The organism is Prosthecobacter sp. GW821-HT29F12 (assembly GCF_058803405.1).
Genome location: NZ_CM179517.1, coordinates 7,572,870 through 7,598,668 on the forward strand (window position 1 = coordinate 7,572,870; position 25,799 = coordinate 7,598,668).

Genomic DNA, 25,799 nt, shown 5'->3' on the forward strand with positions numbered 1-25,799 from the left:
TTAACCGTTGCTGCAGCAGTGCATACACCCAAAAGACCGAAACCAAAAATTATGACGAAACCAAAGACCAATGAACTGCAAATTAAATTTCGGAGTGCACAAGGGGAAGACGTTTGAGTGGGTCTTTTTCAATGCTCCCTCATACGCCACGTGGCTTTATGAAAACAACGTTCTGAGAAAACGATACGACTACGTTCCACTTGAGCGTGATTATTTTGACGAGCTCTATGCCAGGGCTTCAAAGATGGCCGGCACATGTGAAATCTGCAAAGTTAACCCGAACACAAGGAAGGCTTTGTATTTCCATGAAGGCGAGTTTGTCTGCCATCGGTATTGTGAGACGTGCAAAATCCCATACTTAAGAAAGACATACTTTTCAAGCCTGTCGATGCTGGATTTTGGGACTTGGGCAACACGGTTTCACTCCAGGATCTTTCATGCACTTGCGGAGGAATACACCGGCCAAAGAGATGAATATTCACAAGAGGAGATGGAGGCATTCTTTCGCAACGATGCCAATTTTAAAGATGCCACGCCAAACTTCTTCAGCGAGTGGGAAAAGGAGGTTGAGGCATCATGATCCAACCCTCACCCATCCACCACTTCCTCGACCTCATTCTTTTGAAGCAGCACGAGCTCAATGGAAACATCAAGCATCCCCGTATCGATAAACTAGCCCTGCTGCTTCTGTCACAACCGGTATCACAGATTAACGACACACTGATCATGGATTTCTTCGGGGTTTATTGGATCGTCACAACTCAGGGGCCTTTGGGCTTCTTTTCAACGATGAATGAAGCCGTCCAATATGCCGGTGATCAGGATTGAGGAACTGTACTCTAGACACGACAATATATTTGTTTTAAAAATGGTCTAGCGGGGATAGGCAGATGGAGTCAGCACTCAGCGGCAATATGGGCTCTGGAGGCTCTTTGAGCTGCTGGATGAGACTTCCGCTATGGCCACCCTCAGCAATCCCTGTGAACCTCCTGATGCGCGCTGAGGCGGAAACATGGGAGTCAGGAGAGGGTTGGACGCTTATGCACTACCAGCCTTGTTGATCGCCCGCTGAATTTGTTCGAACAGCTCCTGTGGCACGTAGCTCTTCATGGCTCGCACGTGTAGAATTGGAAGACCAGCAGCCCTCAAAGCTCCATCCACCAGTTGATCCCGTTCCTGACGATCCTTCTTTTGATGGCTGCTGTCATCCAACTCCACCACTAGTCTTGGCTTCATAGTGGATGTCTCGCAAAGCAGGAAGTCTACGTGCTTGCGATCAATTCGGTTTCGGGCTCCTTGGTTCTTGTGTGGTTGGCGGACGAAGAGGATATCGCCTAGCCTTGGTTTGATAACGATCGTCACATCCAGCGCCAGTGTTGACCGAAGCACGTGATAGAAAGAGAGTTCGGCCGGCGAGAGAAAATCATCGCGCAGGCCATATGGATTTTCCAGAGGATGGTTAGCGCCGGATTTCGCACGCCGCAGAAGCCCGAACGTCAGCAGTGTAAGGCATCCGCTGTTCATGCTTTCGTCTGCGCCATGGTTTTGTGATCGGACGTCACATAAAGTTCATCGAAGACATCACCGGACATCCAAGTTTCATATTGCCGGGGGGGGGGGGGCCTAATTTACGAACGACGAGGAAGCCCATCATGATATGGATGGCGCTGCTGGGAGGAGGTTTCATGGACCGAATACCCGCCAGCTTGTCGAAGCGTTGTCGGTACTCCCTGTTCGTGATTCCTATCGCCTTGACTGTCTTTCCATATTTCTGGGCCGTTTCTTGATCTCGTGCCCGATAATCTTCCATACAGGCAAGATCCTTCAACGGGCGCTCAAAGTCGTGGTGCAGCATAGGGTCTAACGGGTTGTTGTAGCCTCAGGGGTTCGGTCACTTCTTGCTGTCTGCCTTCTTTTTAGCCGCCCAACGCTTTTTCTGGGCTTCGGCTATGCGCTTACGGCCCTCTTCAGACATCTGGCGTTTGGCCTTCTTGGCTGGTCGCCCTGGGCCTTTTTTAGCCTTTGGAGCCTGATCACTGGATTCGCCCAAGATCGAAGCAAGCTCTTCCTCCATGGATTCGAGTTTTTCTGCGATCTTGAGGGCATGGCGGAGTTGAGAGACGGAGGGGATGGACATGGTGTTAAATGGTGGGATCTTTGCCGAATATCGATTCAAACGCTGGATCTTCAAGGCTTTCCAATTTCAGTTCAGGGTCAATGGCGTGGGCAATCGTCAAGGAATGCCGGCACTTTTCTTGGTCTCCGAGGGCTGCATAACACTTGGCCTTCAGATGATGGTAGGGAGCGAGGGAAACACATTTGGGATCGATCTGATTCAACCAGTCGAGTGCTTCCCTTGGATCGCCGGCGTCATATCGAAGGTGAGCAACTTCCATCATCAGCTCCTTGTTATCTGGATCGCTCAGGCTCAAGCTCTCAGCCAGGTAAGACGCTTTCAGATAATCCTTCGACTTCAAGAGGATGCCCATGTGCAGTGTGATGACCTCTCTGGTGATCTTCAGGTTGGGCGGCAGATCCTCCAAAATATTGAGGGCCTCGTCAAGCAAACCCAAAGCAGTATAACCTTCGACAGCCTCACACATCCTCCTGAATTCATCATGGGGCATTTTCATCGTCTGCTTTGGCCCAGGGTTCAGTCTTTGGTTTTCCACCACTGAACCAGTTTATACCCGCCCCACGCACCACCTGCAGCCAACAGAACAGTGCCAGCAGCAATCACTGCTATTCCACCAATTGCGGTTCCCCCAATCGCAGCAAGCCCTGAAGTGATTCCTGCGCCAGATAAACCTGCAGTCGTGCCTGCTGCCGAAACAGCCGCTACGCCACCACCGATTCCCGCAGCAGTTCCGGCCGTGGCGCCGAACCCTGCTCCGAACTTTTCCTCTGTCTCGCTGTTTTTCTCCATGTGGGCAGATATTTCGCGTAGAATTTCCTGAGGTCAATTATTGCAAAGGTGTCAGTCTATCCCTCTCCAGCTCCTCCCAGAGACTCAGTGGAAAACAACGCCCGATCCAGAACCTGCTTTACCCATTTGTTGATGCCCGGTTCCTTGCTCTCTCGTGATCCAGCAATGTTGAGCAATTTGATGCCGTGCTTCTTCATAAAGTCGGTCACCAATGATTCAGGCAGTTTCGAATCTGCTTTGGACACATGGAGGCAGGGCTTGTTGTGCTTCTTGGCAAATTCGACCGTTCGCATTGATCCACCTGTGATTTCCTCGGCCATCGTGAAGACAATGGTGCCATCCGTATCTCGCACATTCCATTCGGTGCGTTGGAGATAATTTGCGCTTGGCGTTTCCGTGAGGTCGTATTTCGCATCAATCGGGCCATCTTCTGCCTTCCTTCCTTTCGGACACCAGCCACCATGAGGAAAATCGTGGACGAGCGCGACATCAAGACCAGCTCTGTCCGCGCCTGTCTGTGCTCCTGAGATGATTTTGGTGATGCCCATGGACGCATATTCTGCAAACGTAGCCCTATGACAACTACAAGTCTTTCCGGACGGACGAGAGATGTGCCTGGTTTCAAACAGATCTACTGAGTGGGTGACGCCTTATCAAAGTGGAACGCCATTATCTCAAACTGAACCGGCTTCTTCGTGTCCTGAGGAAGGTGGAATTCGAACGCAAATGAGGAGTCGTTGCTTTTAGGAAGGGCCTTCGTGAAATATTTGCTCTTCTTTGCCTCGGCTTGTATTGTGGCTAAGACATTCGTAAAATCCTTGTTTCGAACAAAAAGAATCAGGGCCGTCTTGGAGTCACGCCAAGTAAGATAGCGATCGAAAAGTTGAGTGATCGCATCATGCAATCCTGTCGGGCCTGACCAAAACTTGCACTCTGCGACGAACAAGTTGCTCCCATCTTGGTATTTGAGGAGAATGTCAGTTTTTCCACCGCGATTAAAAGTTTCACCTGATGCAGTTGTTCCTTCATAGCGGGTTTCCATAAACGTGAGAAAATGGTCTCTTAGGGCTTCTTCTTCTTTTCCGATGTATAGAGATGGCTTTTGTTCCATTGACGTTCCAATACTGTGCATGAGCTTGAGAATGTCCCTATAAGTCGATTCAGCGAAGGATGGCTCAGCAGTGAAGGTTGTTCCGGGCGTAATTTGAGGTTGAGGGATTTTCTTTTTTTCAATAAGTGGAACAGAGAAAATCCCACTGCTGGCCGATGAAGGTTTTACATTGATCGCAGCGAAAAAGTTGTTCTCATCTAAAAAGTGCTTCTTCCTACTATTGAAAGTTCTATTGATAATCCCTGGAAGTGCGTTGTTCCACTCGGCGGCGCAATTGTTGATGCTTCCGATGTTACAGAAAGCGTTATTCCAGGTTTCTTTCTTTGCTCTTGCAAATTCTTCGGGGCTTTTCTTCCCGATTACGACTTCAAAGCTCACTTCGGATGTTTCCGGCTCCACTTGTATTGCCGCCGTTGTCATAGTCCATGTCGACGGCTGAACCCGAAACAAGCCTGCTGAGCCAGTAAAACGATATTTAATATTGAAGGCATAGGCTTCGACTTGGAAACGCCTTCCATAATCTTCTCTGGTCTGCACGAGAGTCGTGGGATTTGCAATTGTCTCGCTCTCGTTGTCAACCACAAGAGGAGAGAGAGTATATTTATCAATCAGGTGGCTTATATACTGACTCTCGTCGACAGCAATGATGTACTCCTTTCGTTGAGAATGGATTTCGGTCACTAGCTGATTCTCAAGGGTCTGCCTGTAGGAGTGCCATTGATCTTCATTGAATGATCGGCATGAAAAATGACGTGACATAATTATTGTGGTGAATTGATCGTGCAGTTAGAAAATCAAGTCGGATCAGAAAAGTAGAGCGGCAAAAAGATTCTTAATGTGGCGCTGTGCAAAAGCCAAACATGCGGTGACGGCAGATATTTCAAGGAGATAGTGGGTTAAGGGCGATCTTGGACGACGAGATCCACAACCACAGGAAAATGATCGCTGCCGGGTGTGTCCTTCAGCACCATTGCGGCAGGTTTTCCGAGATCCCTCACGAAGATGTGGTCAAAGCAGGCGTCCGGGTATGAGCCTTTTCGTGGAATGGTGATGCGATGTTCGAGTGGTATTCCTTCAAACGTCCAAAAGAATCCTGCCGCCTCGACTTTCTTCAAGGTCGTGTCCCCAGCGAGATTGACCTGCTCCTTGGACGTGTTGAAATCCCCGACCACAACCACTCCCTCACCGGGTTTGCAGTATTCCTTTGTGTGCTCAATCAACTGCTCCATGGCATCCTCCCTCTTGGATGTGTTCTCGACTGGATTGCCGAGATTGCTCTTCAGATGCAGGCCATAAACATGCAGTGGCTTCCCAGAGATCAGGAGCTTCGCATACGCATAGCCACGAGGAGCCCGAGCCCAACCCTTCTTCCATGACTCAGACCATGCAGAATCGGCCTTAAAACGCGAGAGAATGGTGATCTGCTGTTCTCCCAGCTTGTGAGTAAAACTGTCCGGGAATCGGCTAGTAACGTGCACAGAAAACCCAGGCATCAGCTTCTCCAGACGTTGAGCAGCTTCATCATTCCTCACCTCCTCCAAAACGATAATGTCTGCACGCATCTGAGGCAAGACAGCAGCCACCTCCATAAAATGCTTGTCCCGTCCCTCCTGTGACGCCGCTGGTTTCTTTCCAGGGAACCACTCCAAGTTCCAAGTGACCAGGCGAACGACATCAGCAGCATTCAAGTTCGTTCCAAAAGCGATGCAGGCAAGGAGCGCCAGAATCATGAACCTTGGCATCATATGACAAGGGTGGGAACGCAGATCTGATCTTCCGGGGTAGTCCCAAATGTGTGAATTTGGTTCTGAGGGAGGCTGGCTACCCATGCAGACATCAGAGCATCAACCCTGTCATGAGGGGCCCCAAATGAACGGTCACGAAGCGTTCCGGAGGAAAGCTCCTGAATCCCGGAAATCGAAATGATGTGGGCAAGCTGCTTTGCATGATCTTTGCCCTTGTGTGAACCTACGTCTTTGATCTGATGAAGAATGGCTTGCGGGTAGGTTTCGACACAGTCCCAATGATCGGTAAGGGTTTCAAACAGGGCAAAGCCAACGCACATCCACCAAAGATTGGCTCCAGGGAGGGAGTTCACCGGCTTGCCAGAAAGCAGATGATTAGCAGCCTCCTTTCGTTTTTCACCAAACTCGTGTTCTGCTGGCGTCTTTATGAACTGAATATTGGCTTCTTGAAGGGCCAACTCTGATTCCCTGACAGGAAGGTGACGAAGACGTGGTCTTCTGGGGGCATCAATGGCGATTTTGAAGATCTTCTCGCACGCCGAGCTTTCGAGCTCTGTGAGCCAGGCACATGCTTCAAGAGCGAACTTCCTTGCTTGGAAAATGTCCTCCGCGATCAGACGGTTTCCACATCCTTTTGGCGGTGACGGAAAACCAGGTGCACGCAGATTTGCAAGTTTGCGAACTCCACTACGCAACACGATTCCAGCGACAGGAAGAGTTTTGCCCTTAGCGCAAGCAACGTCGATACCAATATACAGGCCGTCTTTCATATTGAATCAACCACCGCAGATTTTGCATGCGACTCCCTCAGTTGGTCCACAAGATCTGCCAGTCCCAAAATAACGGCACCCTGAATTGTGCCGTTTGCCGGTTGAGCTGATGGTGTGGCTTGCCCCTGCTGCTGGTTGTGTGGTCGATCCCGGAGGCGTCAGTGATTGTGCTCCTGATGGTGGGCGATAGGTAGGTGTGGCTGTTACGGCTTGCCGGCGCAGGGATTCATTTTCCTGCTGAAGCTGAGACACCTTTGCTTCGAGCTCCGCAACCCTCCTTAACAAAGCATCAACGTCCGGTTTGGCTCCTTGAGTGACGGCCTGTTTGGATTCCGGGGTCAGCTTTTCGAGAGGAATACGCGAGACACCAAAATCGGTCATGAATGTGATCTCGGAAGCAGTTGCCGACATCACACGACCTTTGATACGGGATCCATCCAAGAGGTTGATCTCAATGGGGGTATCAGCTCCAAACGAGGTCACAGCTCCAAGAACCAGGAAGGCGTAAAGCAGAATGGATTTCATAGAGGCAAGCAAGGATCGATTGCGAATCTATGGAATGAACAGACCCAAGGCCAGCACAAATGAACGACTTCTTTTGTGTTTTCTTAAGAACGTCTGATGAATTCCGTGCGCGAGGCATGGACATATTTAGGATTTGGCTAAAGTCGTGACAATTTGATCCTTGAACCCATGATTCAGCGGCCGTCTGCAAGTCTTGTCCACGGGCCCTCCATGAATGCCTGGCTACATTGGTGCTGTCATCTGAGCTGGCTCCTTCACGCTAACCTCTACTTTTTTAAATGTTCCCCCCCTACCTGCGCTTATTTGCATTGAAAATATGTTGCACAGATTCCGATGCGGGCATTGTTTCCGCCGCATTATTGAAGACAAAGACAAATTACCGATAGTGGTGTTTACAGGCAGGAAATAAACTCGACAAAAAGCGTGTTATGAACGGAAAAACACTAGATCTTAGTTGGAAGGCGTGGGTAAAAGAAAACGTGGAACGACAGTGTTCTCCTAAAGGCATTGTTCAAATACTCGACAAAGAAGGGTTTTGCATGGATTCGATTCGCGAGGCAATGGGCTCCGCATTTCCAGGTGAATTGGATTTGGGGAGGCCGCAAGCCTGCGCTGCAGGTGTCGACTATCGAAAGCTTTCCAAGATACGGATTACGCAATCTCCTGAATGGGCGCAACGCATCGAAACTGAAAGGGCCCAGATCTACCTGATTAAGGATTTCATGAGTTGCTGGGAATGCGATCAAATTATCCAAATCATCGATGCAAATCTGCGAGCATCTACAATTTCAGGGGATTCAAGTGACACACAATTCCGCACCAGTTCCACATGCGATTTGTCGCTTATTAAGAATCCCATTGTTGCTGCAATCGATCAAAAAATCTCTGCAGCTCTCGGCATTAACTTAACCTACTCGGAGGGTATTCAGGCGCAAAAATATAAAGTTGGTCAACAATTTAAACCTCATACTGACTACTTTGATCCTGAGCAATATGCAGAGCATGCAAGTGTCAGTGGTAATCGCACATGGACTGTGATGGTTTATCTTAATGAAACTCAAAAGGGTGGAGGAACCGAGTTTTTAAACATACAGAAAACGTTTTTCCCAAAAAAAGGGGTTGCTGTTGTTTGGAATAATCTTCATACAGATGGGCAGCCAAACCCTGACACTATTCATTGCGGATTGCCTGTCGAGGAAGGGGAGAAATATATAATTACCAAGTGGTTTCGAGAAAAAGGAACGGGACCCATGTTCGACTGAAAGGCGGGCGCATTTGACAGCCTCCTTTAAGCGCAATTATTCCAAAAATTGAGCCGTTTTGAACGCGCAATTGTACAAGTCTAGGGCAAAGCCGGAGTTGTACGACTATGGCATGTAACCGTAGATATCCATAACCGCACCATGCTCTTTTACTACTTTGTCAACTTGTCCCGGTGTTAAGATGGATCGCCAACGATTCATCTTCCCATGCCGAAAAAAGCGTCCCATTGTTGAAGTACTGCTAGATTCAGCAAATCCATGGCGATCTTCGATCCCTCTCAAAGAGTCAAAGCAGGTTTTTTCAACCGCCCATCCAAGGGCGTCAGCATTGTCGGGATACCCAAAGAAATGGATCACCTGCTGGAAAAAAAGACAAGGTTCCGTTAGAAGGTCTTCGTACCTGACCACCTTTACTGGGAACTCGGTCTGATCTGACCAGGACTGAACATGCCCACTCCAAGTGTCCAAGTGTTGGGTGATCATCTTCGAGGTGGCCCTGAGGCGTTGTCTTCTGTTGCCCATTTGATTCAGGGATTCGTCTCGGGAAATACCGGCGTGATCGGCTAGTGAGTCTACGACATCCAGGGGATTTCTGACCACGTATAGGGCTCTGTCCGTCACTTTTGAGTTCACCAAGGGGTAACCGTCAAATGTCCTGAACGCATTATGTGTCTTGACTACCCTCGTGCTGCCGATTTGTCGGGCGAGACTGTCCTGGACTCTAAAGCGGAGTGCGTGAATCTCTTCTTCAGACATTTCCCCAATCGCTTTTCCACTTATCCGTTGGAACAGAACCCCTAGGCTCTCCGATACTGTGATATCGGAAATCAGGTTCAAATCAAACTCTTCCTTAGAGCTGAGTTTTTGCAAGTAGGCAGAAAGAAATGCCCGGATCCAGGTGCTTCCGGATTTTGGATAAGATGCAAGCCAGCGTAACATGGGAGAGATATAAAAGTTAAGATGAATACGATTTGATCTTGATCTTACTAGATGAGTTATCACATTCGGGCCACTCCCGGAACCAGGATTTCACTTGAGTGGCAATTGGAAGGTTGATTCGGTTCCAGCTATAACGTCCTTCCTTCACATCGTTATATTGAAAATTTTGAAATCCTTCCAAGGTGAATTTGAAACCGCTGTTTATGAAACGAAATGTGTTATCTTCATGAGATTGAAACGGCAGGCTGGCGGATTTTCTTCTCATGCATATGCTGCGCTGAATCATGCCAGTATAAGTGCTGGCAGGAGTTCCGGCAAACTGACGGGAACTCTGCATGATTAAATTGCACAGAAGGCCAAACCCAATCTTGCCCGCCATTGGTAGCTTACGGAACCTTTCCTTGAAGGCGAGTGCAATGAAATCATCCAAAAACACGATTTTTCTTTTTGAGGTTCTAAGACTCTTGAAAAAATCGCGATTGCGGGATTCGTCCGTTGAGATGACGAGGCAGTCACTCGATCCAAACATCTCATCGACGCATCTGCACATGTCTGATTCGAACGTTTCCAAAGTATCGGGACGAAATACTCGGAAATCTGTCAGCCTTACATGCATGCCATCGAACTCTCCTAATTCGTCAAGAATGACCTTGGCCAGCTCCTTATATTCACTGAGAAATTGAATGTCATTGATGGTCTCACCCATCGAGGCGGCTGGCTTGTAAAAGTATCTTGAATAGTAGCCCAGGGTCATACGGTTAATGTGAATGACTTCCTCCTCGGAATCGTGAATCACGGCTCTCCCGTCCGCGAAATCTCGCAGGTCGCCTTGATCCGAGGCTCCTTTTTCCCCGACAAAAACTGAATCGGCAATCCCTTGCTGCATATGACGAATGTTCAACCGGGACCGTATATGTAGACGCCTGAATTCCGAATAGCTCAATGTCTCGACTGGAAGGGGAGTGATCAACTCCAATAAGGAAGGAGAGGCGGGGCAGGGAGCCAAGAGATCCTGGACTATTTTTGGAAAGCCCGTAAAGTTTCCCCCACATTCCTGAATCTTCCTGTCACCACCGCCGGTGCCGTAGAGGACCAGTTTTCTACCCGTTGCATGAGCCTGGCCCACGGCAATCTCCAAAGACATGAGTTGGTTGTTCAATCCCCCTTCATGCAGTCTGAAAAGTAGGTACCTGTCGTGGCCCGCATTGCGGCGTCCCTCTGTTACCGGAAGAATATTAAGCCCAGCATTCCCCGCAGATTCAGCCAACAAAAACTCCTCCAGTTTGATGGGATCGAATTGCCAGCGAGAGGTTTCGAAAGATGTAGGCTCACAGCCCATGCAAGACGACGTTTCACCTTCTCCAGCGGGTCTCATATCCTGCGGAGGATGAAGCGGTTCGCCGTCGGAGGTCGGAACATGTGCAGTGGAATAAACCAGTGGAAACAATTCAACATAGTTTTTCAAGCATTTGGATGGCGGAACGGACGTTCTAAATCTGTAGAAGTGACAGGCGGCTGCACCCTCATGGAGGAACCTATGCAGCCGAAGTCTCGTCTGTATAAGATCTACGACGTCCTCCATGGAGACCGGTGCCCCCTCTATTTGCTGAAACATCTCGGACGCAGCTTTGATTATCCTACTACAAGAATACGCCTTGTTGATTGCGCTGAACACGAATGACGCCAGTGGATTTAAGGCACATTGCAATGGTGAGGAGAAGTAAAGCTCGCCTGAGATGCACTCGATCGTGGTGTCTGTTACATTCATCTGTTTTTATTAATGAGATATGTCACTTTCGTTGGAGCCTTCGTATTTTCGAAAAAGATATACTGTTTTAATCCAGCGAGCCAAAAAAAATGTAGTTACGAAAGAAGTCATTTTTCGCCCTAAAATTAGTGGCGGATACCGATATCGAAGGTTCGATTCCAGTCACCTCGTGCCACCATCCGATGGGAATAAACAATACATCTCCCTCGTTGACGGTCACCGTGAACGAAACGGGTGGTAGTCCTGCTTGCTGTCTGCTCTGGTCAACTTCAGAAAGTGGAGTCTTTGTGAAGCAGTGATGGTTATTGCCTACCTCCAGAAGGGCCAAGCTAGAAGCCAATCTGAATGACTTGGAACCCTTGACCTGAAGGAAGAGATTATTCGTCAGGTCATGGTGAGCTGGTGTAAATGTACCTTTGGGGCCAATCCATAGAAAAACGTTGTTGTGTGAACGAGTTCCATCGAGCAACTCCGGACAGACTGCCGCTGTGTCGAGAACTTGGTTAAGAAGATCGGCATTAGACGATGTGTTCCTGGCAGTCATATAAAAGTCATTTGATTCTTTGACTGTTACCACTCGGTTTAAAAAATCACTAAAAAGTGCCTTCGACCTTAGGGCATCTGATTTCTTCTCAAAATCAGTAGTAGAAGAGCGACCTTCCTGAATCTCCACTTGGAAGTGGCCAGCTTTTTTGCAAATAACATCCCAATCAAGAGAGCTCTCAAGACTTGAGGGTGACAGGCATTGCCGGTAGATGACGGGAGTATTGTGTGCGTAGAAATGCGAGAAAAATTCTTCTTTGTTCAATTGTGTTCGTTCTTGAACCGAACCAAATCCTCCGGCAAGTTCATTCAGTTCACGAAGGGAATTCAATAGCCATTTGGCTTTTCTCAACTTCAAATCTGAATATTGCTCTGCACTATTTGGAGGTGCCATTCCGAAAACTATCAGTAATGCACTTGCGACGTTGGGTGGAAACCCCTTTTCTTCTAAAACACTGATCAAGGACTCTTTCTTTGCTCCTAATGCGATGTTCTCACGCATCCAGTCAAGCCAATCTGGAGACACTCCTACGGTTGGGTCAAAACTCATAGTAATAAAATATTGGTTCCAATCGAATTAATATTTGAGCTGATCTTATGCCGGCTTAACGCCCTCTACACACGCTGTTTCAATGGCATTAAACTCATGTCCAATTTGCGTGCCGTGACGTTCAAGGTTCTTCAGGAATGAAACTGTAGATGTTCCAGGTGCCTCATGGCGGACTTTAAAACCCACGGATTCTAATAGAACCGCCATGATTTCCGCAGACAAGACACTTTGATGGCCATGGTTTAGAACAATGGAGGCTATCGCACTCCCAGGGCTCCCATCTCCCCAGCCATGTTGAGTGATAAAGTTAATGTAAGCGGCGTCTCCCAATCGTGCGATTCGGAGGACGTCCGGAAACGCAAGCCGCAGAATTCCTCCGGGCTTAAGTACCCTATAGGACTCGCGCATGAAGCAATAGGCCTCCGCGGGACTCACATGTTCTATGACGTGTTCCAAAAAGAGCGCATCAATGAACGAACTCTTCCATGGAAGGGGATGTCGGATGTCGATTTCTGGCATATCCAGATTTTGCCAGCCAAGCAACCGGTTCGGCCCGCAACCCAGATGTACCAATATTGGGGGGGGGACGGAACCGAGAGTTAAATCTGTCAATTTTTCCAGCACTCCTTTGAAATGATAAATTACTTTTTCTGAGGAGAATACAGAAGTGACTTGAATGGAAGTCGCGATGGAGCGGTGAAAGACCTCTGGCGGCCAGTTGAACCAATGCAAGTGCAGTTCCCCATCGGTGTTTTCGGCCCACTTCCCGTAGCAGTTCGTTGAGACACGGGTAAAAGCACCCGAGTCAAAAAGCTGGACACAATCATTCCAGGAAGGATGACGGATTTTGATCTCTCTTTGAGGTTCCTTCCTCAGAATCGAGTGGATGCTGCTCATCTGTTCTGTACTGCACCAGTGGGCCGTCACAATGTTATTATCCTTCTTGGGAATTACTGCTGCGTCCATCCGCAACCTTCCTGTTGACAGGGGCTGAGCACCGTTACGAATCGCAGCCGTCCCAATGACTATGTCTTCGTCTCCAATCATCGGTAGGCTATCGTCTTTTGCCAGTGTCTCCACAATGCGGTGTGAGAGGAAATAACCCGCACCTCCGCTAGGGGAACCTCGCTCTGCCAGGTATGGATTGCCAATAATTTCGTATCTCGCGTCTAGGAGATCATGAAGACGCTCCAATACAACATATGTGTCATCGTCGCATTTGAATAACCAGTCAAAGGCTTCATTTTTGACGGCATGTGTAAAGAAAGCGCGAACCTTCTGCGGAAGGTGTTCATAGTCGTCATTCGCGCTTACTATAACTGTATCCGGCTCAAATGCGTGTTCATTGGCGGAATGAACGTCAGTCTTTTCAGGAGACTGGTCAGTGCCAACGAAAAACTTTGCTTCAATGTTATCAACTGCTTCAGAGAGCCAGGTTTCGCGGATGGTCTGACGTCTCAGGGCGTGTTTCCGGCAGCTACAAATTGCAACGAGTATCCTGGGTTTTTTTGAGCTAGGTGAATAACCTTTCGTGGCGGCAGAGCAGGTCCGGCAACGATGTTTCCGCATTAACTGGGCCACGATACTTTCCGTCGACATATATTCCAGTGCGTCAGGCTCTCTTCTCTGCAGCTCCGCCCAGAGATGTATCGCCAATGTGTCTGAAAAGAGCGGATGTCCTTCGAACAAGGTTCCATCAAAACTCCACCTCCATCCCGTATAATGGACGGGATTGAAAGTGCTCTGTGGTTCAGCCAGATGAAACAGGTCATTATGCTTCAGGGCACGTGTGAATCCTTCTGGACCCCCAAGGCTCCATTCGGCATGCATCTGACGCTGCTTTACATCCGGCATCGAGGCGCGCCAGCAGCTCTTGACGGCTAATTGGCCTGGGTCATCCCACCCCATTGGTTCTGCCGGGTCCGCCATCTGTCGTTCCAATGCTGTCATAACTTCATGTCCGGCAGGGAAACTCAATACGGCAAGATTGGCTATTCCGGGTTCTTGAAGGGCAAACCACGGCTGGTCCGGAGGGACGAATTGTTTCAGGCAAACCACGTCCATATCTGTCCAGAGTCCACCTCGCTCGGCTAAAAATTTATACCTTATCCTATCCGCAGTGGGTGCTAGGCTGCCTGTTGAATGAGTAAACAACTCGCTTTCAGCTAGGATTTCGTTTGCATCCAGTAGTATGGTACCTTCAGGGAGATTTTTTGGGGGGGCATAGACGAGTAATTGAAACGTGAAACCATGGTCCTGATACGACCTGATGCACAGCTCTGCCAACGGAGGCAATGCCTCTCCGATCCATAATCCGGTCACAATTGCGTTATTTGGCGTCGGGGGATCGTTGACCGCTTTCGCCAGTTCTTGATCTTTACTTGATGGTGATGTCATAAACTATTCAGTGAGATGGGTCATTTTTTCTAGTATGCTCTCCCAGCTGGCGATGGAAGCTGATAATCCACCCAGCTCTCTTGCTCTTTCCCTAGCTGCTGCTGCCATGTCAGCCCGCATATTAGGTTCATAGGCCATTTTGCTGGCATGGTATATGAAATCTCTCTCGTGATTGCAGAGCCAACCGGTCTTTCCATGAAGCACTTGTTGCTTCCATCCACCGCGGTTGTCGACAATAAGTACGCTGCCACTAGACATGGCTTCAAAACCTACACGAGGCCAATTTTCAGTTGTATCTGTGGGTTGCAAAACGATGTCGCAATGGCGATAAAATTCCTGCTGGCTGACTTCGGTGTGATCTCTTGCGGTTTTTATCCAGTCATAGGGAGTGCCAATTTTGGATTTGCTGCGTTCATCAAAACCCAAAAAGAGACCACTTTTCCACTTTGGTGAGACAAAGTATTCGTAGATATGGAGCGTATTTTTCGCAAACTTGTCTGCATCTTGCCGGGATATTCTGCCACAACCAAACCGTTCCTCTGAACGGTTCGCTATGAATGGAAAATGTTCCATCTCAAAGTAAGGCTTAAAAGTTACAAACTGCACATTCGGATTTGAATTTAAGGCCCGAAGTTCCTGTTCATGTCTTTGTCTCACATCATCGTTTTGATAAAGAAACATGGCGATTTGATCATTAGCCGTTGCCTCACGTTCCTTGTCAAATATCCAAGTCATACAATTCACAAATACAGTTCGCCTAGTGTGTTCACGAATTGGCTGGAGGTTATCCAGAAACTCGCGGTTGCAGAAGCCTAGGATCGGGTCGCCTGGATAAAGTGCTGACCAATCATTGTACTCGTGAATTGTCACGCCGCGCTCTAGCATTTCCCCGTACAATGGTTCGCTCCGGTAACCTGACTCAGAAGGAATGATATGAACCTCTAGGCCCATTCTGAGCCAAACAAGAATTTGGTGATGCAATTCCGTTCCTGCCCCTCCGTATTTGCCAGGAAAACCATATGTGAATACCCGTTTAATAGATGCGCCCATGTGAAATTTTGTGATTCTTAGCCGAATGATTGCGATGCCCGGAGTGACCAAAATAGGCGAAAAGCCTATGTAATACCCAGTTCCCAAAATGAGAGACTAAAAAAAACAAGTGTTCAAATGGAAAATGAATTTGCTAATTGAAAAGAGTATTCCAAGATTTGGGGATTAGGCATTCCTTGAATGAACAGCAGGTTCTCAGGAAGGCTTCCGTCAGTATATCTCTCATCTTTTGAAATGGTATCCCTATGAGCTCATCTAAAGGCAAAAAGTCATCGAAGAATACTGGTTTAGCGCAGGGCAATACAGGCCGCGCCGCTGAGATTGGAGACCCTACGCCAACACCGACGCCTACGCCTACGCCAACACCGACGCCAACACCGACGCCTACACCGACGCCAACACCGACGCCTACACCGACGCCTACACCGACGCCAACTCCTACACCGACGCCGACGCCTACGCCTACACCGACGCCTACACCGACGCCTACACCGACGCCTACACCGACGCCTACACCGACGCCTACACCGACGCCTACACCGACGCCTACACCGACGCCTACACCGACGCCTACACCAACTCCTACACCGACGCCAACTCCTACACCGACGCCAACTCCTACACCGACGCCGACACCGACGCCAACTCCTACGCCTACACCAACGCCAACGCCAACACCGACGCCAACTCCTACGCCAACTCCTACGCCGACGCCGACGCCGACGCCGACGCCGACGCCGACGCCGACACCGACACCGACACCGACACCGACACCGACACCGACACCGACTCCGACTCCGACACCGACTCCTACGCCGACGCCGACACCGACGCCGACTCCGACACCGACACCGACACCGACACCGACGCCAACTCCTACGCCGACGCCGACACCGACGCCGACGCCGACACCGACACCGACACCGACACCGACACCGACACCGACACCGACACCGACGCCAACTCCTACGCCGACGCCAACTCCTACGCCGACGCCAACTCCGACACCGACACCGACACCGACACCGACACCGACACCGACACCGACACCGACACCGACACCGACACCGACACCGACACCGACACCGACACCGACACCGACACCGACACCGACACCGACGCCAACGCCAACACCGAGTTCGTCGCAGCCTACCTCCAGCTCGTCGCAGCCTACCTCCAGCTCGTCGCAGCCTACCTCCAGCTCGTCGCAGCCATCTTCCAGCTCGTCGCAGCCATCTTCCAGCTCGTCGCAGCCATCTTCCAGCTCGTCGCAGCCATCTTCCAGCTCGTCGCAGCCATCTTCCAGCTCGTCACAATCATCTTCCAGCTCGTCGCAATCATCTTCCAGCTCTTCCTCGAGTTCCTCATCCAGTTCCTCGCGCCCAGGAATTTCCTTCGTGGCGCCGGGACTACAGTTAACAAATCCATACGCTGTCGACTATTCCTCAGTGATAGCGCAACTTTCGAACCCTGGCCAAATTGATTATGATGCAATTGAAGGACCGACGGAGTTCTTTGACATCAAAAGTTACACGCCAGACTCAGTAACATTTCAAGCGAAATCAAACCTTGAACTTGATGGGCACGCACCAACTGAAATCACCTTCAAGTTTCTAAAGGATGGAGTGGAGGTCAGTACATCGCAGATAGTTCTATCAGTGGGCATTCCAATCCACAAGCCGGTCAACGATGCAATACAGGCCCTTTACGTTGAGCCCGAAATTAGCCCAACTTATGAGAGTAAATTCTACGCTGAAGCAAGCAAATACTTTGATGGGAATGCTTCTACAAATGTTGAAGCGGGAGTTTCACAGGGCCTTAGCTACGGCTGGTTCACCGCAGCAGTGAGAAGTAGCCTCCAGGCCTCTTTTGCGGATAACCAGCCCAATGTAACCTACGCATTTGGAACCACGGCAGAAGCGTCGATAACTTTAGTTGATACTGATGAGGTAAAGGCAGATCTCACAGTTGAGTATTCTGACTTGTATCAACAAACGGGCACTCCAGTAAACAAGGCATCAATTTATTCATCACTAATGTTCTCTACCCCTCCCACTTGGATTTTTCAAAGCATCGGTCTTGACTTGGGTGTTGAATCAGAGGTCAATCTTCAACGTGGCGATATCTACAACACGGGAGGATTCATCCGTGTGAAAGTCGAAGCAAGATGGTAACTCATTCTCCAATATGATAAAGTACACTTGTAAACGACGGTCAGATATCTATTCGACTAATTCTCCAGGCCGTCAAAGCTGCAGCGCGTTTTTGCGTGCCTTGAAGATGCTAGTTTTCGGATTGATTCATTTCGCATGGCTGCCGCTTTGCGCCGAAGAAAATGCTGAATTCGAGATTCCAAAGACCGGCGCATTTTTGCCATTGAAGGCACGATGTGAAGGGAGAGAATTCTATTGCACTCTGGATACCGGCAGTTTGGAAACTGCGATAGACGAAAAATCTGACTATCTTTATGGATCGTTAATTCAAATAAACCAAGGCGACCCAAGATCAAACACGAAGAAAAGCGAAGTGCGGGAAGGATTGCCCTTCAAATTGGGCAATTATAGCCTGCCGGCCGATGTGGTAACGGTTCTGCCACTGGACGGCATGCAAAAGGCGCTTGGGTTCAATCTCAAGGCAATCATTGGGGTGCGACAACTGAAAGCGACTCATATCTATGTGAATAACTCTGGAGGGAGGATATCCATTTTAGAAAAGGTGCCTGTAGATATCATCGAAAGATGGAGCAGATGCGAAATAGATCCAAAGCTTCAAGGGGTACGTGTTACCTTGGAGCTTCAAGGAAAGCCGCGGCAGTTTGTTGTCTCCACAGCAATGACCGATTTCCTTGATCTCGAAGAGTCGTTATATTTAGAGGTTGTTCAATCAAATAGCGCTGCGAAACTAAATGACCAGTCCGCCATTTATGGGGTCGAGACTTCTGGAAAAACGATGCAACGAAGAGCCGTTTTTCAGAAGGGCTACTTTATGGGACGAGCATTGGCGGGGTGTCCTGTTAATTCAGGAAATGAAAATAAAATTGGATTAAGATGGTTGCATCAATACGATTATCTAATTGATTTCGAAGGTCTCAACTTATATTATCGAAGTCGTGTCCTGAGTCACCCCGTAGACCCTTGGGTCATTTTGGGAGTTCAACTATCTTTCGATATCGCGAAGCATGAAGCTGTAATATCCAAATTGGGAGCAAACAGTTTGTTACAAAATGTCGGTGTGAAAGAAGGAGATCGTCTCGTGACATTTGGAAATCTAAAGGAGAGTGAAATAAATTTTGTAACGTTAGAGGAAGAAATTCAAAAGTATCTTGGGGGGAAGCTCACCATAGAAGTTCTTAAACCAGACGCCCCAAAACCGAAGCGCTTTGTGATTAGCCTGAAAAACAAATAGCCAAAATCAAGGCCAAATTTCTCCAGCGATGTCTTCAAACGCTGAAGCGAAAATACATGTGCCCCGAATGTACTGAAAGTAAACGCAGCCGGCGCGCATGGAATTGTTTAGTAGGCGCTGTGTCAGCTACGCGATGTATCAAATCTTGACATTTCATGCGTGCGGTAAGGTGCTCTACTTCATATGCGGTATATCGGATTTATTATGGAGAATCAATCACAATTAGACGAAGCACGGGTTATTTGGCTTTTCGGTCTTTCTGGGGCTGGCAAATCAACAATTGCAAATTCCACGGCAAGTCGGCTTCGGAGTGCGAGGCAAGCTGTCCTTATTCTCGATGGCGATGACTTGCGTTCATCTATCTGTCGAGATCTTGGATTTAGCGTAGAAGATCGGTTGGAAAACGTCTTTCGAGCCGCACAAATCGCTAGACTAGCTTACAAACAAGGGGTCACAGTTATCGCGGCTCTTATGACTCCATCGGCAAACATGCGAAAGCTTGCCAGGAGTGTGGTCGGAGATGAGGCATTCTATGAGGTATACGTAAAATGCGACATTGCTACGTGCGCCAAGCGTGATACTAAAGGCTTATATGCGGGAGTGAAAGCGGGAACGATTAGGCAATTACCTGGCGAAGACTATGACTTCGAAGAGCCAATCGCGCCGGACTTGGTGATTGATACTAATCTATCAGCAATAGAGACGTGTGTTGAACAGTTGCTCCGAAAAATTCACAAGGAACAATAATTTAGCTCCAAAGACGCATTGCTTAGCTTTCAGCAAAGATCTAAAGTGATGAAGGTTTGTATAATTTTTGGGTGGTGATAATGTCCACGACCCGTTTGACAAGGTCACGATGACGGGAAAGCCTCAACGCTATAAGCGTTGGTGCATACGCGGATGTCAAACTGGTCGTTCATGCTTTTTCCCTCGATGAAAAACATAGCCAGTATCATCCACTGAGTGTCGGCACTGCCAATAAAGAGTATGAGGTTTGGTTCTCCGGAACTCATTCCACATTTGGGAGGATGCAGCGTGTCAAACGACATAGCTGATACTGCGTTGGCGTGGATGGATCAAGTGATGCTCCGCAAAAAGCAGCCATAAAGTTCTTATCGGGATGCTCGCAATTACGTCAGTTGCCTTATGGTTCACGTGCCGGTTTTTATTATTCAAACGAGCGAACCTCGAACCGCATACTGAAGTTGGCCGGCCCGCTGGTGCTGTTTATGAGCCGACGTTACATGGCTCAACCTGACGGATTGATCAAAACTCTGAAAATTGTTGGAATCCCGAGCTACAAACCTGCGGAGGCTAAAAAGCTTCGGCAGAGCGTTGGACTCGATCTATATGACCCAATCCTCGACACCGACAACCGCCCGGAAGGAACGCCACTGACCTTGAGCCAGATGAACGTCGAGGTGAAACCAGTTGTGAAAACGCCTGAAACCAAGCCGAAGGGGGCAGAGATTTACCCGCAGTGAAGTCTAGTCACCGGTTTGGTTTCGTCATGTTGCGCGTCTTTTTGAGGTTTTTTGCATTCGCTGCGAGCGCGTCATCAAAGAGCAACCGGATGAATTCGGCTTTGTTCGTGAAGCCTTTCAGTGCCGCGAGATCTGCGAGCGCCTTGTCTTTCTCGGCGCTGATATAGGCTCCTGCCAGCTTCGTCCCGGGCTGTCTTTGATTTGGCATATTCCAAGAGGCTTTAGCGCCAAAGACGAAACCAAGCCACAGCAAACTGGATGAACAGGCAACGGCAGCTTCTCTTTTCCTTCTTCCTCGTGATGTAACGCGACTCATCGTAAACCTGTCCGCACCAACCCGGATATTTCCATGATGACGTGCCAATGAGAACAGATTCACTGGCGAGCTGTTTAAGTGGCTCGCGAAGGATTTTGTGCGTTGGCTCGAACATGATCAAATTTCACATCGAAATGAAGACGTGCAACGGACGCAATTGCCATCCGTGCCGCCCTTTTTCGCCCGAGCATGCAGATGACCTTGCTTTGCTCAGGATCGGTCCAATAGGTGACTATAATGTAGACTCTTCCATATCTGACACATCCGATTCATGTCCGAAACAGCCTGAAAAAAATTGGCAGGAAGTGAGGTTGATCCTCAGTGACCGAGCATGGGCTTTTTGGATTTCGCTGCGCTTTTCGGTTTCTTGATCGCCTGTTCATTTTCCGCAATCGCTTCATCAAAAAGGAAGCGGATGAACTCAGCCTTGTTGGCGTAGCCCTTGAGAGCAGCTATGTCAGCCAGAGCCTTGTCCTTGTCGGCGCTGATGTAGGCTCCGGCAAGTTTCGTCCCGGCTTGTCGTTGGTTGGGCATGTCTGAAATGGGAAGGGGACGTGAGTTGGTTCACCCGATTTTGATCCTCAGTTGTAATGTGTAGGCAGAAGGCGGACAGGCAAGCGTTGAAAAATTGAGCGCATATTCCTTCGGGAGTTGCAAGCCGGTCTTGAGCGAACAAAATGGGGGAATTCCACATGTCTCGTCATATAAACCTCAAGTGTATTCGTCCTCAGGGAGGGGATCACCGTGGCGCTTTTGAAGAACTGTCATTCCAACTTTTTTCACGAGAGCTTGCTGGAAGGGATATTTCGGTCCGACGACATGGCGCAGGGGGGGATGGGGGACTGGAAGGATTTATAGCTGACGTTGATGGGCACGTTCTGATCGGGCTCCAGGCTAAATTTTTCGATGACAAACTAGGAACAACTCAGTGGAGAGACCTAGATCTTTCCATTCGGACCGCAATTCGAGAAAATGCGGCTAGCCACACCCTTCGGGAGGTGGTTATCACTTTACCCAGAAACTTCACACAGCAACAAACAGACAAATGGAGCGCCTTAAAGCTGAGCTGGGCGTCCTTTGTGACCGATTGCGGTTACGAGCATCGGATCTCCTTCACGCTCTGGAATGAGTCATTTATTCGAAGCCTGTTGCTCTCGCCGTCGCACAGAGGGCTCCTGCTGCATTATTTTGAATACCCCAACTTTGATCGTGCCCAGTGTTCACGCAAGACTGAAGCCGCCATTCGTGCGTTGGGTGACCGGTATCGTCCTGAAATGCATACCGAGACTGACGCAGAAGATGCGATACACACTTTTTTGAGATCTGAACGCTTTCGAATCCAGTATCTGGAGGAGGCGCGCGAGCGGCTAGGCAAGGGATTGGGGGGAAGAGAAGCCAGTCCAGAGTGGAGTGACGAGCTACGGCAACATTACGAGGCTGTTGTGGCTGCAAAGGCCAGAATGCGAACGTTGCTGGGAGATGGCGTTTCCCTGCCGCGATCACTTTCCGAACTCGCAGACGCGCTCGACGTCGTGTCACGAGCGTTCACACCCTTACTTGAGGGGCTTCGCGCTTTGATTCCCCCACGGAAGCCACGAGATGACAGGGAAATGTGGCAGTCATATGCTCATCAAAAACACCCCTCAGAAGAGGTCTTTGAAAGCTTCGCCGGTAACGCTTCGGCGCTCGGATCATTGTCGTCTTTTCTGCGAGAACACTCTGCATCTGACTCACAGGTCCTTCTAATGTCTGGGGAGCCTGGTCGTGGGAAGACCCATGTGCTTGCCGAAGTGTGCACTCGATATTCAGAGCAGGGTGGAGCGGTCTTGTTTATGGAGGGGGGGATATTTCAATCTGGAATCTCGTTATGGGAGCAAGTCATGCGGTGGGCTGACTTCCCGGGAACAAGCTTGCGCGACTTTCTGGCCACATTTGCATCCCTCAGCGAAGGAACTGGGTTAAAATCTCTCATTTGCGTCGATGCATTGAACGAGATCAGCGACCGTGATCTATGGCGGAACGGATTGCTATTGTTTGCATCGGAGCTCAGGGAATACCCAGAGATAAAACTAATTGTCAGTTGTCGTGAGGACTATATGAGACAGACACTGCCGAACGAGGTGGTGATGCGGTCCTTGCCTGCGTGGTCCTTTACAACACACGAAGGGTTGGGTGTGGACGTGCTCGAAGCCCTGCCTAAATATTTAAAAGCCTATGATGTTAGAGGTTTTGCTCTGCCGCCTTTGGCTAGGGAATTCAAGGTTCCCCTTTTTCTACGAATCTTTTGCGAAGCATATTCGGGGCAGACACCTGATGCTGGGACTCTAAGTCTTACAGTGATCTTGAGTCACTTTGCTTCACGTAAAGCCTCTATCATCAGTGGGCGAATCGACTGTGAAATAGCGCAGGTTCTTGGGGCGCTGAAAGACATTGGGGGAGCGATGCTTGCATCCAAAAACCTCAGAATTCCCGACGACGAGGCTCGCCGGATTTGCCTGAAGCATTACAATGCACCGTCAGCTTCAAGATCGCTCTATCGTGCTCTTCTATCAGAGTGCATTTTAGCAGAGGTTCCAGAGAGCCAAGGCAACATTTTTGGGAATCGTCAATCCGTGCGGTTTACCTATGAGCGTGTGTGGGATTATTTCTTGAGCGTTCACCTTTTGGCCGAGGGCGCAAGTCCTGCTGACGATTTGATGAAAAATCTTCGAAGTTGGGAATGGCGGAGGCGGAATTGCGGAGTAATAAATTTGCTCGGTATCCGTATCGCGGAAGAACAACAGATAGAGCTGTTCGATCTGATCTCCTCCACCGTCGACCCCGAACCAGACCTGCTCAGGTCGTTCATGGAAAGCATGCCGTGGCGCACTAAAACAAGCATGACCCAACGTGCACGTGAGCTGTTCGTGCAGGTATCCAAGTCGGGCTATCTGAGGAACGATTTTGATCACCTGGTATCTTATGCAACTAATCCCGCTCATCCTTGGAACGCATCGTGGTTGCATCAGGCCCTTCTAGCCGTGCCTCTTGCCAAGCGGGATCGAGAATGGACGTTTTGGGTTAACGAGAGCCTAAGCGGATGGACTGACAGCAATCCACTCGAAGAAATCCGCGCATGGGCAGAACGTGGCGATCTCAAACGCGTCCCTGAAGATCAGTTGCTTTTGTTGGCCACTGTGATCGCATGGTGTCTCAGCACAACAGTTGTTGAACAGCGGCTACGGCTTGCCGCCACTCTCACGCGAGTGGTTGCTGTCAGAACATCTGTGGCTGCTAAATTGTTGGAGCAATTTGTGGCGGTTGACGACCCATACATTAAAGAACGCGTGTTGCTTGCTTGTGCAGGAGCAGCGCAGCATGCGTCAGTCGGTGACAAAGGTTTGGACGCTCTTTCACAAATTGCCTATCGTGAGTTCTTTGCTGGATCTGTGATCGAACCTCACCTTCTCGTAAGGCACTACGCTTCTGAAATCTGTATTCAGGCCGAGGAAAAAGGAATGCTTGGAAAAGATATTCCGCCGGCCAGTTTTCGCCCTCCCTGGCGTTCCAAGTGGCCCAAGATTTGGTCAGCTAAAAAAGTGACAGAACAAAAAGAAGCCCTCGGAAATGAATCACGTGATCATCACGCCAGTTGCCTCTATTACTCAGTTGAACCTGGGCCGGGCATTGGATATGGCGATTGGGGGCGCTATATTATGGAAGGTTATGTGCATCAGTTTCAGAATAAAAGGCTTTCAGGCAAAGCGTCGAAATCCAAAGCGAGCTGCTTTGACGCCCAGATTGCGAAACGATTCGTGATTCAACGTGTATTTCAGCTGGGGTGGGATTGCACCAAGACGGATATCCATCCGGAAAGCGCTGGAGAGTCTTCTGAGCGTCGGGTCGAGCGGCTAAGCAAAAAGTATCAGTGGATTGCTCTGTATGAGCTGCTGGGGTATCTCAGTGACCACTACCACTTTGCTGGTTGGGGCGACGTCGCTCAACCTTTTCGCTCAGCACGACAGATTCAACCGCGCGATCTTCTCGATCCGTTTATTGTCGACCATAGGAGGGAGCGCAGTGATGAAACCTGGATGTTCGTGAAAGCACCGTCACCGTGGTGGCGTGGACACCTGGATCCGCTTCCTAAGCCGCTCTGCGCAAACGAGCAACGATGGCTAGCTAAGCGGATCGAGAATGATGATCCTCGAATTCTCTTAGAGTTATGTGACGGCAAGGATGAATGGTTGACGCTCTCTGCATTTCATCAGTGGGATGAACCGACGCCAATCTGGGAGCATCGCTTTATGGTTAATCGCCTTGGCATGGAATGGGCAATCCAATCATATTTGGTGTCTCCAGACCTAGCCTGGAGGCTCGTTGACCACCTGAGTCACAGGTGCATCGACCAGGGACAATTGTGGATCCATGAACCCGAGTTTGGTCAGTCAATGGCCTCCCTGAAGGTCTTTCCCAAAAGTCAAGATTCCTTGGAAAAGAGATGCTGTCTAGACAATTGGCGGGAATCGCGTTATTGGCGCACAGGAGCAATTTCGACCACCTGCCGATGTGCCCCCGATGAAGAGCGCCGAAGAGCCAAAGATGGGTCGATGCCCTCACCGCAGCTTGCAAGAATTGGCAATTTGGTTTGGACAGGGCATGGGTTTGATTTTGCTGAGCCGGGCTCGACTGAAGTGCTTGTTCGCCACTTGGGAGAGGGCTTCCATGGCGCGTGCTTAGTCAGGAAAGACGCGCTGATTAAGTGGCTTTCAACATCGGGTCTCTGCATCATCTGGAGATGTTACGGTTTCAAATTCCGTCGTAACGAGCATGATGAATGCAACGCTCGCGAGTATTGGATGACCTACGCTATGGATAAGGGAGGGCAATTAATGTTTCGTAAGGGAGGGACCTCGGCTTGCCCGAGTTCGGTTCATGATGAAGAGATCCTGCCTTGGGATGATGGACGCCTTGGTAAGGAATCGTTGAAGGCATTCAAGTGATGCAGTGCATACAAGCTTGAAGTGTC

27 protein-coding genes are annotated in these 25,799 nt (G+C 49.4%); 8 read left to right on the forward strand and 19 right to left on the reverse strand.

The features are described 5' to 3' along the window. Window positions 1-70: 70 nt before the first annotated feature. Window positions 71-580, forward strand: coding sequence for a hypothetical protein (locus AC3RLQ_RS31095; RefSeq protein WP_493032963.1), 510 nt, complete (start codon window positions 71-73; stop codon window positions 578-580). Then, window positions 577-828, forward strand: coding sequence for a hypothetical protein (locus AC3RLQ_RS31100; protein WP_493032965.1), 252 nt, complete (start codon window positions 577-579; stop codon window positions 826-828). Before AC3RLQ_RS31095 ends, AC3RLQ_RS31100 begins: the two co-directional genes overlap by 4 nt. 210 nt (window positions 829-1,038) lie before the next feature. Here the strand turns inward: AC3RLQ_RS31100 and AC3RLQ_RS31105 are convergent, their stop codons facing one another. From AC3RLQ_RS31105 to AC3RLQ_RS31150, 10 genes are all read right to left on the reverse strand, one after another. Then, window positions 1,039-1,524, reverse strand: a complete 486-nt coding sequence (locus AC3RLQ_RS31105) for a DUF2726 domain-containing protein (protein ID WP_493032967.1) — start codon at window positions 1,522-1,524, stop codon at window positions 1,039-1,041. A 34-nt stretch (window positions 1,525-1,558) separates the two neighbouring features. Then, a complete protein-coding gene (locus AC3RLQ_RS31110) occupies window positions 1,559-1,855 on the reverse strand; it encodes a hypothetical protein (RefSeq protein WP_493032969.1) in 297 nt (98 codons plus the stop codon). 36 nt (window positions 1,856-1,891) lie between these two features. Beyond that, window positions 1,892-2,191 (reverse strand): hypothetical protein, encoded by a 300-nt coding sequence (locus AC3RLQ_RS31115; RefSeq protein WP_493032971.1) that lies wholly within the window; start codon window positions 2,189-2,191, stop codon window positions 1,892-1,894. After that, entirely contained in the window at window positions 2,142-2,633 is a 492-nt protein-coding gene (locus AC3RLQ_RS31120; protein ID WP_493032973.1) for a tetratricopeptide repeat protein, read from the reverse strand. The genes AC3RLQ_RS31115 and AC3RLQ_RS31120 overlap by 50 nt, the downstream gene beginning before the upstream one ends. A gap of 20 nt (window positions 2,634-2,653) precedes the next feature. After that, entirely contained in the window at window positions 2,654-2,926 is a 273-nt protein-coding gene (locus AC3RLQ_RS31125; RefSeq protein WP_493032975.1) for a hypothetical protein, read from the reverse strand. A 56-nt stretch (window positions 2,927-2,982) separates the two neighbouring features. Continuing rightward, the gene (locus AC3RLQ_RS31130; protein WP_493032977.1) at window positions 2,983-3,474 is read right to left on the reverse strand and encodes a putative molybdenum carrier protein; all 492 of its coding nucleotides are present in this window, start codon (window positions 3,472-3,474) and stop codon (window positions 2,983-2,985) included. An 83-nt stretch (window positions 3,475-3,557) separates the two neighbouring features. Next, window positions 3,558-4,796, reverse strand: a complete 1,239-nt coding sequence (locus tag AC3RLQ_RS31135) for a hypothetical protein (protein ID WP_493032979.1) — start codon at window positions 4,794-4,796, stop codon at window positions 3,558-3,560. Between the two features lie 137 nt (window positions 4,797-4,933). Then, a complete protein-coding gene (locus AC3RLQ_RS31140; protein ID WP_493032981.1) occupies window positions 4,934-5,767 on the reverse strand; it encodes an endonuclease/exonuclease/phosphatase family protein in 834 nt (277 codons plus the stop codon). Between the two features lie 11 nt (window positions 5,768-5,778). Then, the gene (locus tag AC3RLQ_RS31145) at window positions 5,779-6,552 is read right to left on the reverse strand and encodes a hypothetical protein (RefSeq protein WP_493032983.1); all 774 of its coding nucleotides are present in this window, start codon (window positions 6,550-6,552) and stop codon (window positions 5,779-5,781) included. A gap of 6 nt (window positions 6,553-6,558) precedes the next feature. Further along, window positions 6,559-7,077: a hypothetical protein gene (locus AC3RLQ_RS31150; RefSeq protein WP_493032985.1), complete on the reverse strand. Its 519-nt coding sequence runs from the start codon at window positions 7,075-7,077 to the stop codon at window positions 6,559-6,561. A 428-nt stretch (window positions 7,078-7,505) separates the two neighbouring features. Here AC3RLQ_RS31150 and AC3RLQ_RS31155 point away from each other — a divergent pair, with 428 nt between their 5' ends. Beyond that, window positions 7,506-8,339: a 2OG-Fe(II) oxygenase gene (locus AC3RLQ_RS31155; RefSeq protein ID WP_493032987.1), complete on the forward strand. Its 834-nt coding sequence runs from the start codon at window positions 7,506-7,508 to the stop codon at window positions 8,337-8,339. Window positions 8,340-8,444: 105 nt separating this feature from the next. Here AC3RLQ_RS31155 and AC3RLQ_RS31160 read toward each other — a convergent pair whose 3' ends face one another. The 7 genes from AC3RLQ_RS31160 to AC3RLQ_RS31190 form a co-directional block, all read right to left on the reverse strand. Continuing rightward, the gene (locus AC3RLQ_RS31160; protein WP_493032989.1) at window positions 8,445-9,278 is read right to left on the reverse strand and encodes a sulfotransferase domain-containing protein; all 834 of its coding nucleotides are present in this window, start codon (window positions 9,276-9,278) and stop codon (window positions 8,445-8,447) included. Between the two features lie 16 nt (window positions 9,279-9,294). Beyond that, complete coding sequence (locus AC3RLQ_RS31165; RefSeq protein WP_493032991.1) at window positions 9,295-10,743, reverse strand: O-fucosyltransferase family protein; 1,449 nt, start codon at window positions 10,741-10,743, stop codon at window positions 9,295-9,297. 370 nt (window positions 10,744-11,113) lie between these two features. Beyond that, on the reverse strand, window positions 11,114-12,139 hold the full coding sequence (locus AC3RLQ_RS31170) for a cupin-like domain-containing protein (RefSeq protein ID WP_493032994.1): 1,026 nt from the start codon (window positions 12,137-12,139) through the stop codon (window positions 11,114-11,116). A 45-nt stretch (window positions 12,140-12,184) separates the two neighbouring features. Next, complete coding sequence (locus AC3RLQ_RS31175; RefSeq protein WP_493032996.1) at window positions 12,185-14,536, reverse strand: methyltransferase domain-containing protein; 2,352 nt, start codon at window positions 14,534-14,536, stop codon at window positions 12,185-12,187. 3 nt (window positions 14,537-14,539) lie between these two features. Further along, window positions 14,540-15,586, reverse strand: a complete 1,047-nt coding sequence (locus AC3RLQ_RS31180; protein WP_493032998.1) for a glycosyltransferase — start codon at window positions 15,584-15,586, stop codon at window positions 14,540-14,542. 984 nt (window positions 15,587-16,570) lie between these two features. Continuing rightward, a complete protein-coding gene (locus AC3RLQ_RS31185; protein WP_493033000.1) occupies window positions 16,571-16,717 on the reverse strand; it encodes a hypothetical protein in 147 nt (48 codons plus the stop codon). 60 nt (window positions 16,718-16,777) lie between these two features. Next, window positions 16,778-16,927 carry a hypothetical protein gene (locus AC3RLQ_RS31190; protein ID WP_493033002.1) on the reverse strand — a complete coding sequence of 50 codons (150 nt, stop codon included), beginning with the start codon at window positions 16,925-16,927 and terminating at the stop codon, window positions 16,778-16,780. A 56-nt stretch (window positions 16,928-16,983) separates the two neighbouring features. On the opposite strand from AC3RLQ_RS31190, the gene AC3RLQ_RS31195 reads away from it, so the two are divergent. The 4 genes from AC3RLQ_RS31195 (at window position 16,984) to AC3RLQ_RS31210 (ending at window position 20,475) form a co-directional block, all read left to right on the forward strand. Then, on the forward strand, window positions 16,984-17,760 hold the full coding sequence (locus tag AC3RLQ_RS31195; RefSeq protein WP_493033004.1) for a hypothetical protein: 777 nt from the start codon (window positions 16,984-16,986) through the stop codon (window positions 17,758-17,760). Window positions 17,761-17,773: 13 nt separating this feature from the next. Beyond that, a complete protein-coding gene (locus tag AC3RLQ_RS31200) occupies window positions 17,774-18,991 on the forward strand; it encodes a hypothetical protein (RefSeq protein WP_493033006.1) in 1,218 nt (405 codons plus the stop codon). A 204-nt stretch (window positions 18,992-19,195) separates the two neighbouring features. Beyond that, window positions 19,196-19,738, forward strand: coding sequence for an adenylyl-sulfate kinase (gene cysC / locus AC3RLQ_RS31205; protein ID WP_493033008.1), 543 nt, complete (start codon window positions 19,196-19,198; stop codon window positions 19,736-19,738). 320 nt (window positions 19,739-20,058) lie between these two features. Further along, entirely contained in the window at window positions 20,059-20,475 is a 417-nt protein-coding gene (locus AC3RLQ_RS31210) for a hypothetical protein (RefSeq protein WP_493033010.1), read from the forward strand. Window positions 20,476-20,482: 7 nt separating this feature from the next. Here the strand turns inward: AC3RLQ_RS31210 and AC3RLQ_RS31215 are convergent, their stop codons facing one another. Both AC3RLQ_RS31215 and AC3RLQ_RS31220 read right to left on the reverse strand, forming a co-directional pair. Continuing rightward, window positions 20,483-20,854 carry a hypothetical protein gene (locus tag AC3RLQ_RS31215; RefSeq protein ID WP_493033012.1) on the reverse strand — a complete coding sequence of 124 codons (372 nt, stop codon included), beginning with the start codon at window positions 20,852-20,854 and terminating at the stop codon, window positions 20,483-20,485. Between the two features lie 255 nt (window positions 20,855-21,109). Further along, window positions 21,110-21,325, reverse strand: coding sequence for a hypothetical protein (locus AC3RLQ_RS31220; protein ID WP_493033014.1), 216 nt, complete (start codon window positions 21,323-21,325; stop codon window positions 21,110-21,112). Window positions 21,326-21,483: 158 nt separating this feature from the next. Here AC3RLQ_RS31220 and AC3RLQ_RS31225 point away from each other — a divergent pair, with 158 nt between their 5' ends. After that, window positions 21,484-25,773, forward strand: coding sequence for an NACHT domain-containing protein (locus AC3RLQ_RS31225; RefSeq protein ID WP_493033016.1), 4,290 nt, complete (start codon window positions 21,484-21,486; stop codon window positions 25,771-25,773). The last annotated feature ends 26 nt before the right edge of the window (window positions 25,774-25,799 follow it).

Bases quoted from the DNA above. Each gene is read 5' to 3' on its own strand.
- AC3RLQ_RS31095 (WP_493032963.1), top strand. From the start codon at position 71: ATGAACTGCAAATTAAATTTCGGAGTGCACAAGGGGAAGACGTTTGAG.
- AC3RLQ_RS31100 (WP_493032965.1), top strand. From the start codon at position 577: ATGATCCAACCCTCACCCATCCACCACTTCCTCGACCTCATTCTTTTG.
- AC3RLQ_RS31105 (WP_493032967.1), bottom strand. From the start codon at position 1,524: ATGAACAGCGGATGCCTTACACTGCTGACGTTCGGGCTTCTGCGGCGT.
- AC3RLQ_RS31110 (WP_493032969.1), bottom strand. From the start codon at position 1,855: ATGCTGCACCACGACTTTGAGCGCCCGTTGAAGGATCTTGCCTGTATG.
- AC3RLQ_RS31120 (WP_493032973.1), bottom strand. From the start codon at position 2,633: ATGAAAATGCCCCATGATGAATTCAGGAGGATGTGTGAGGCTGTCGAA.
- AC3RLQ_RS31125 (WP_493032975.1), bottom strand. From the start codon at position 2,926: ATGGAGAAAAACAGCGAGACAGAGGAAAAGTTCGGAGCAGGGTTCGGC.
- AC3RLQ_RS31130 (WP_493032977.1), bottom strand. From the start codon at position 3,474: ATGGGCATCACCAAAATCATCTCAGGAGCACAGACAGGCGCGGACAGA.
- AC3RLQ_RS31135 (WP_493032979.1), bottom strand. From the start codon at position 4,796: ATGTCACGTCATTTTTCATGCCGATCATTCAATGAAGATCAATGGCAC.
- AC3RLQ_RS31140 (WP_493032981.1), bottom strand. From the start codon at position 5,767: ATGATTCTGGCGCTCCTTGCCTGCATCGCTTTTGGAACGAACTTGAAT.
- AC3RLQ_RS31145 (WP_493032983.1), bottom strand. From the start codon at position 6,552: ATGAAAGACGGCCTGTATATTGGTATCGACGTTGCTTGCGCTAAGGGC.
- AC3RLQ_RS31150 (WP_493032985.1), bottom strand. From the start codon at position 7,077: ATGAAATCCATTCTGCTTTACGCCTTCCTGGTTCTTGGAGCTGTGACC.
- AC3RLQ_RS31155 (WP_493032987.1), top strand. From the start codon at position 7,506: ATGAACGGAAAAACACTAGATCTTAGTTGGAAGGCGTGGGTAAAAGAA.
- AC3RLQ_RS31160 (WP_493032989.1), bottom strand. From the start codon at position 9,278: ATGTTACGCTGGCTTGCATCTTATCCAAAATCCGGAAGCACCTGGATC.
- AC3RLQ_RS31170 (WP_493032994.1), bottom strand. From the start codon at position 12,139: ATGAGTTTTGACCCAACCGTAGGAGTGTCTCCAGATTGGCTTGACTGG.
- AC3RLQ_RS31175 (WP_493032996.1), bottom strand. From the start codon at position 14,536: ATGACATCACCATCAAGTAAAGATCAAGAACTGGCGAAAGCGGTCAAC.
- AC3RLQ_RS31180 (WP_493032998.1), bottom strand. From the start codon at position 15,586: ATGGGCGCATCTATTAAACGGGTATTCACATATGGTTTTCCTGGCAAA.
- AC3RLQ_RS31190 (WP_493033002.1), bottom strand. From the start codon at position 16,927: ATGATTGCGACGAGCTGGAAGATGATTGTGACGAGCTGGAAGATGGCT.
- AC3RLQ_RS31200 (WP_493033006.1), top strand. From the start codon at position 17,774: ATGATAAAGTACACTTGTAAACGACGGTCAGATATCTATTCGACTAAT.
- cysC (WP_493033008.1), top strand. From the start codon at position 19,196: ATGGAGAATCAATCACAATTAGACGAAGCACGGGTTATTTGGCTTTTC.
- AC3RLQ_RS31220 (WP_493033014.1), bottom strand. From the start codon at position 21,325: ATGCCCAACCAACGACAAGCCGGGACGAAACTTGCCGGAGCCTACATC.
- AC3RLQ_RS31225 (WP_493033016.1), top strand. From the start codon at position 21,484: ATGTCTCGTCATATAAACCTCAAGTGTATTCGTCCTCAGGGAGGGGAT.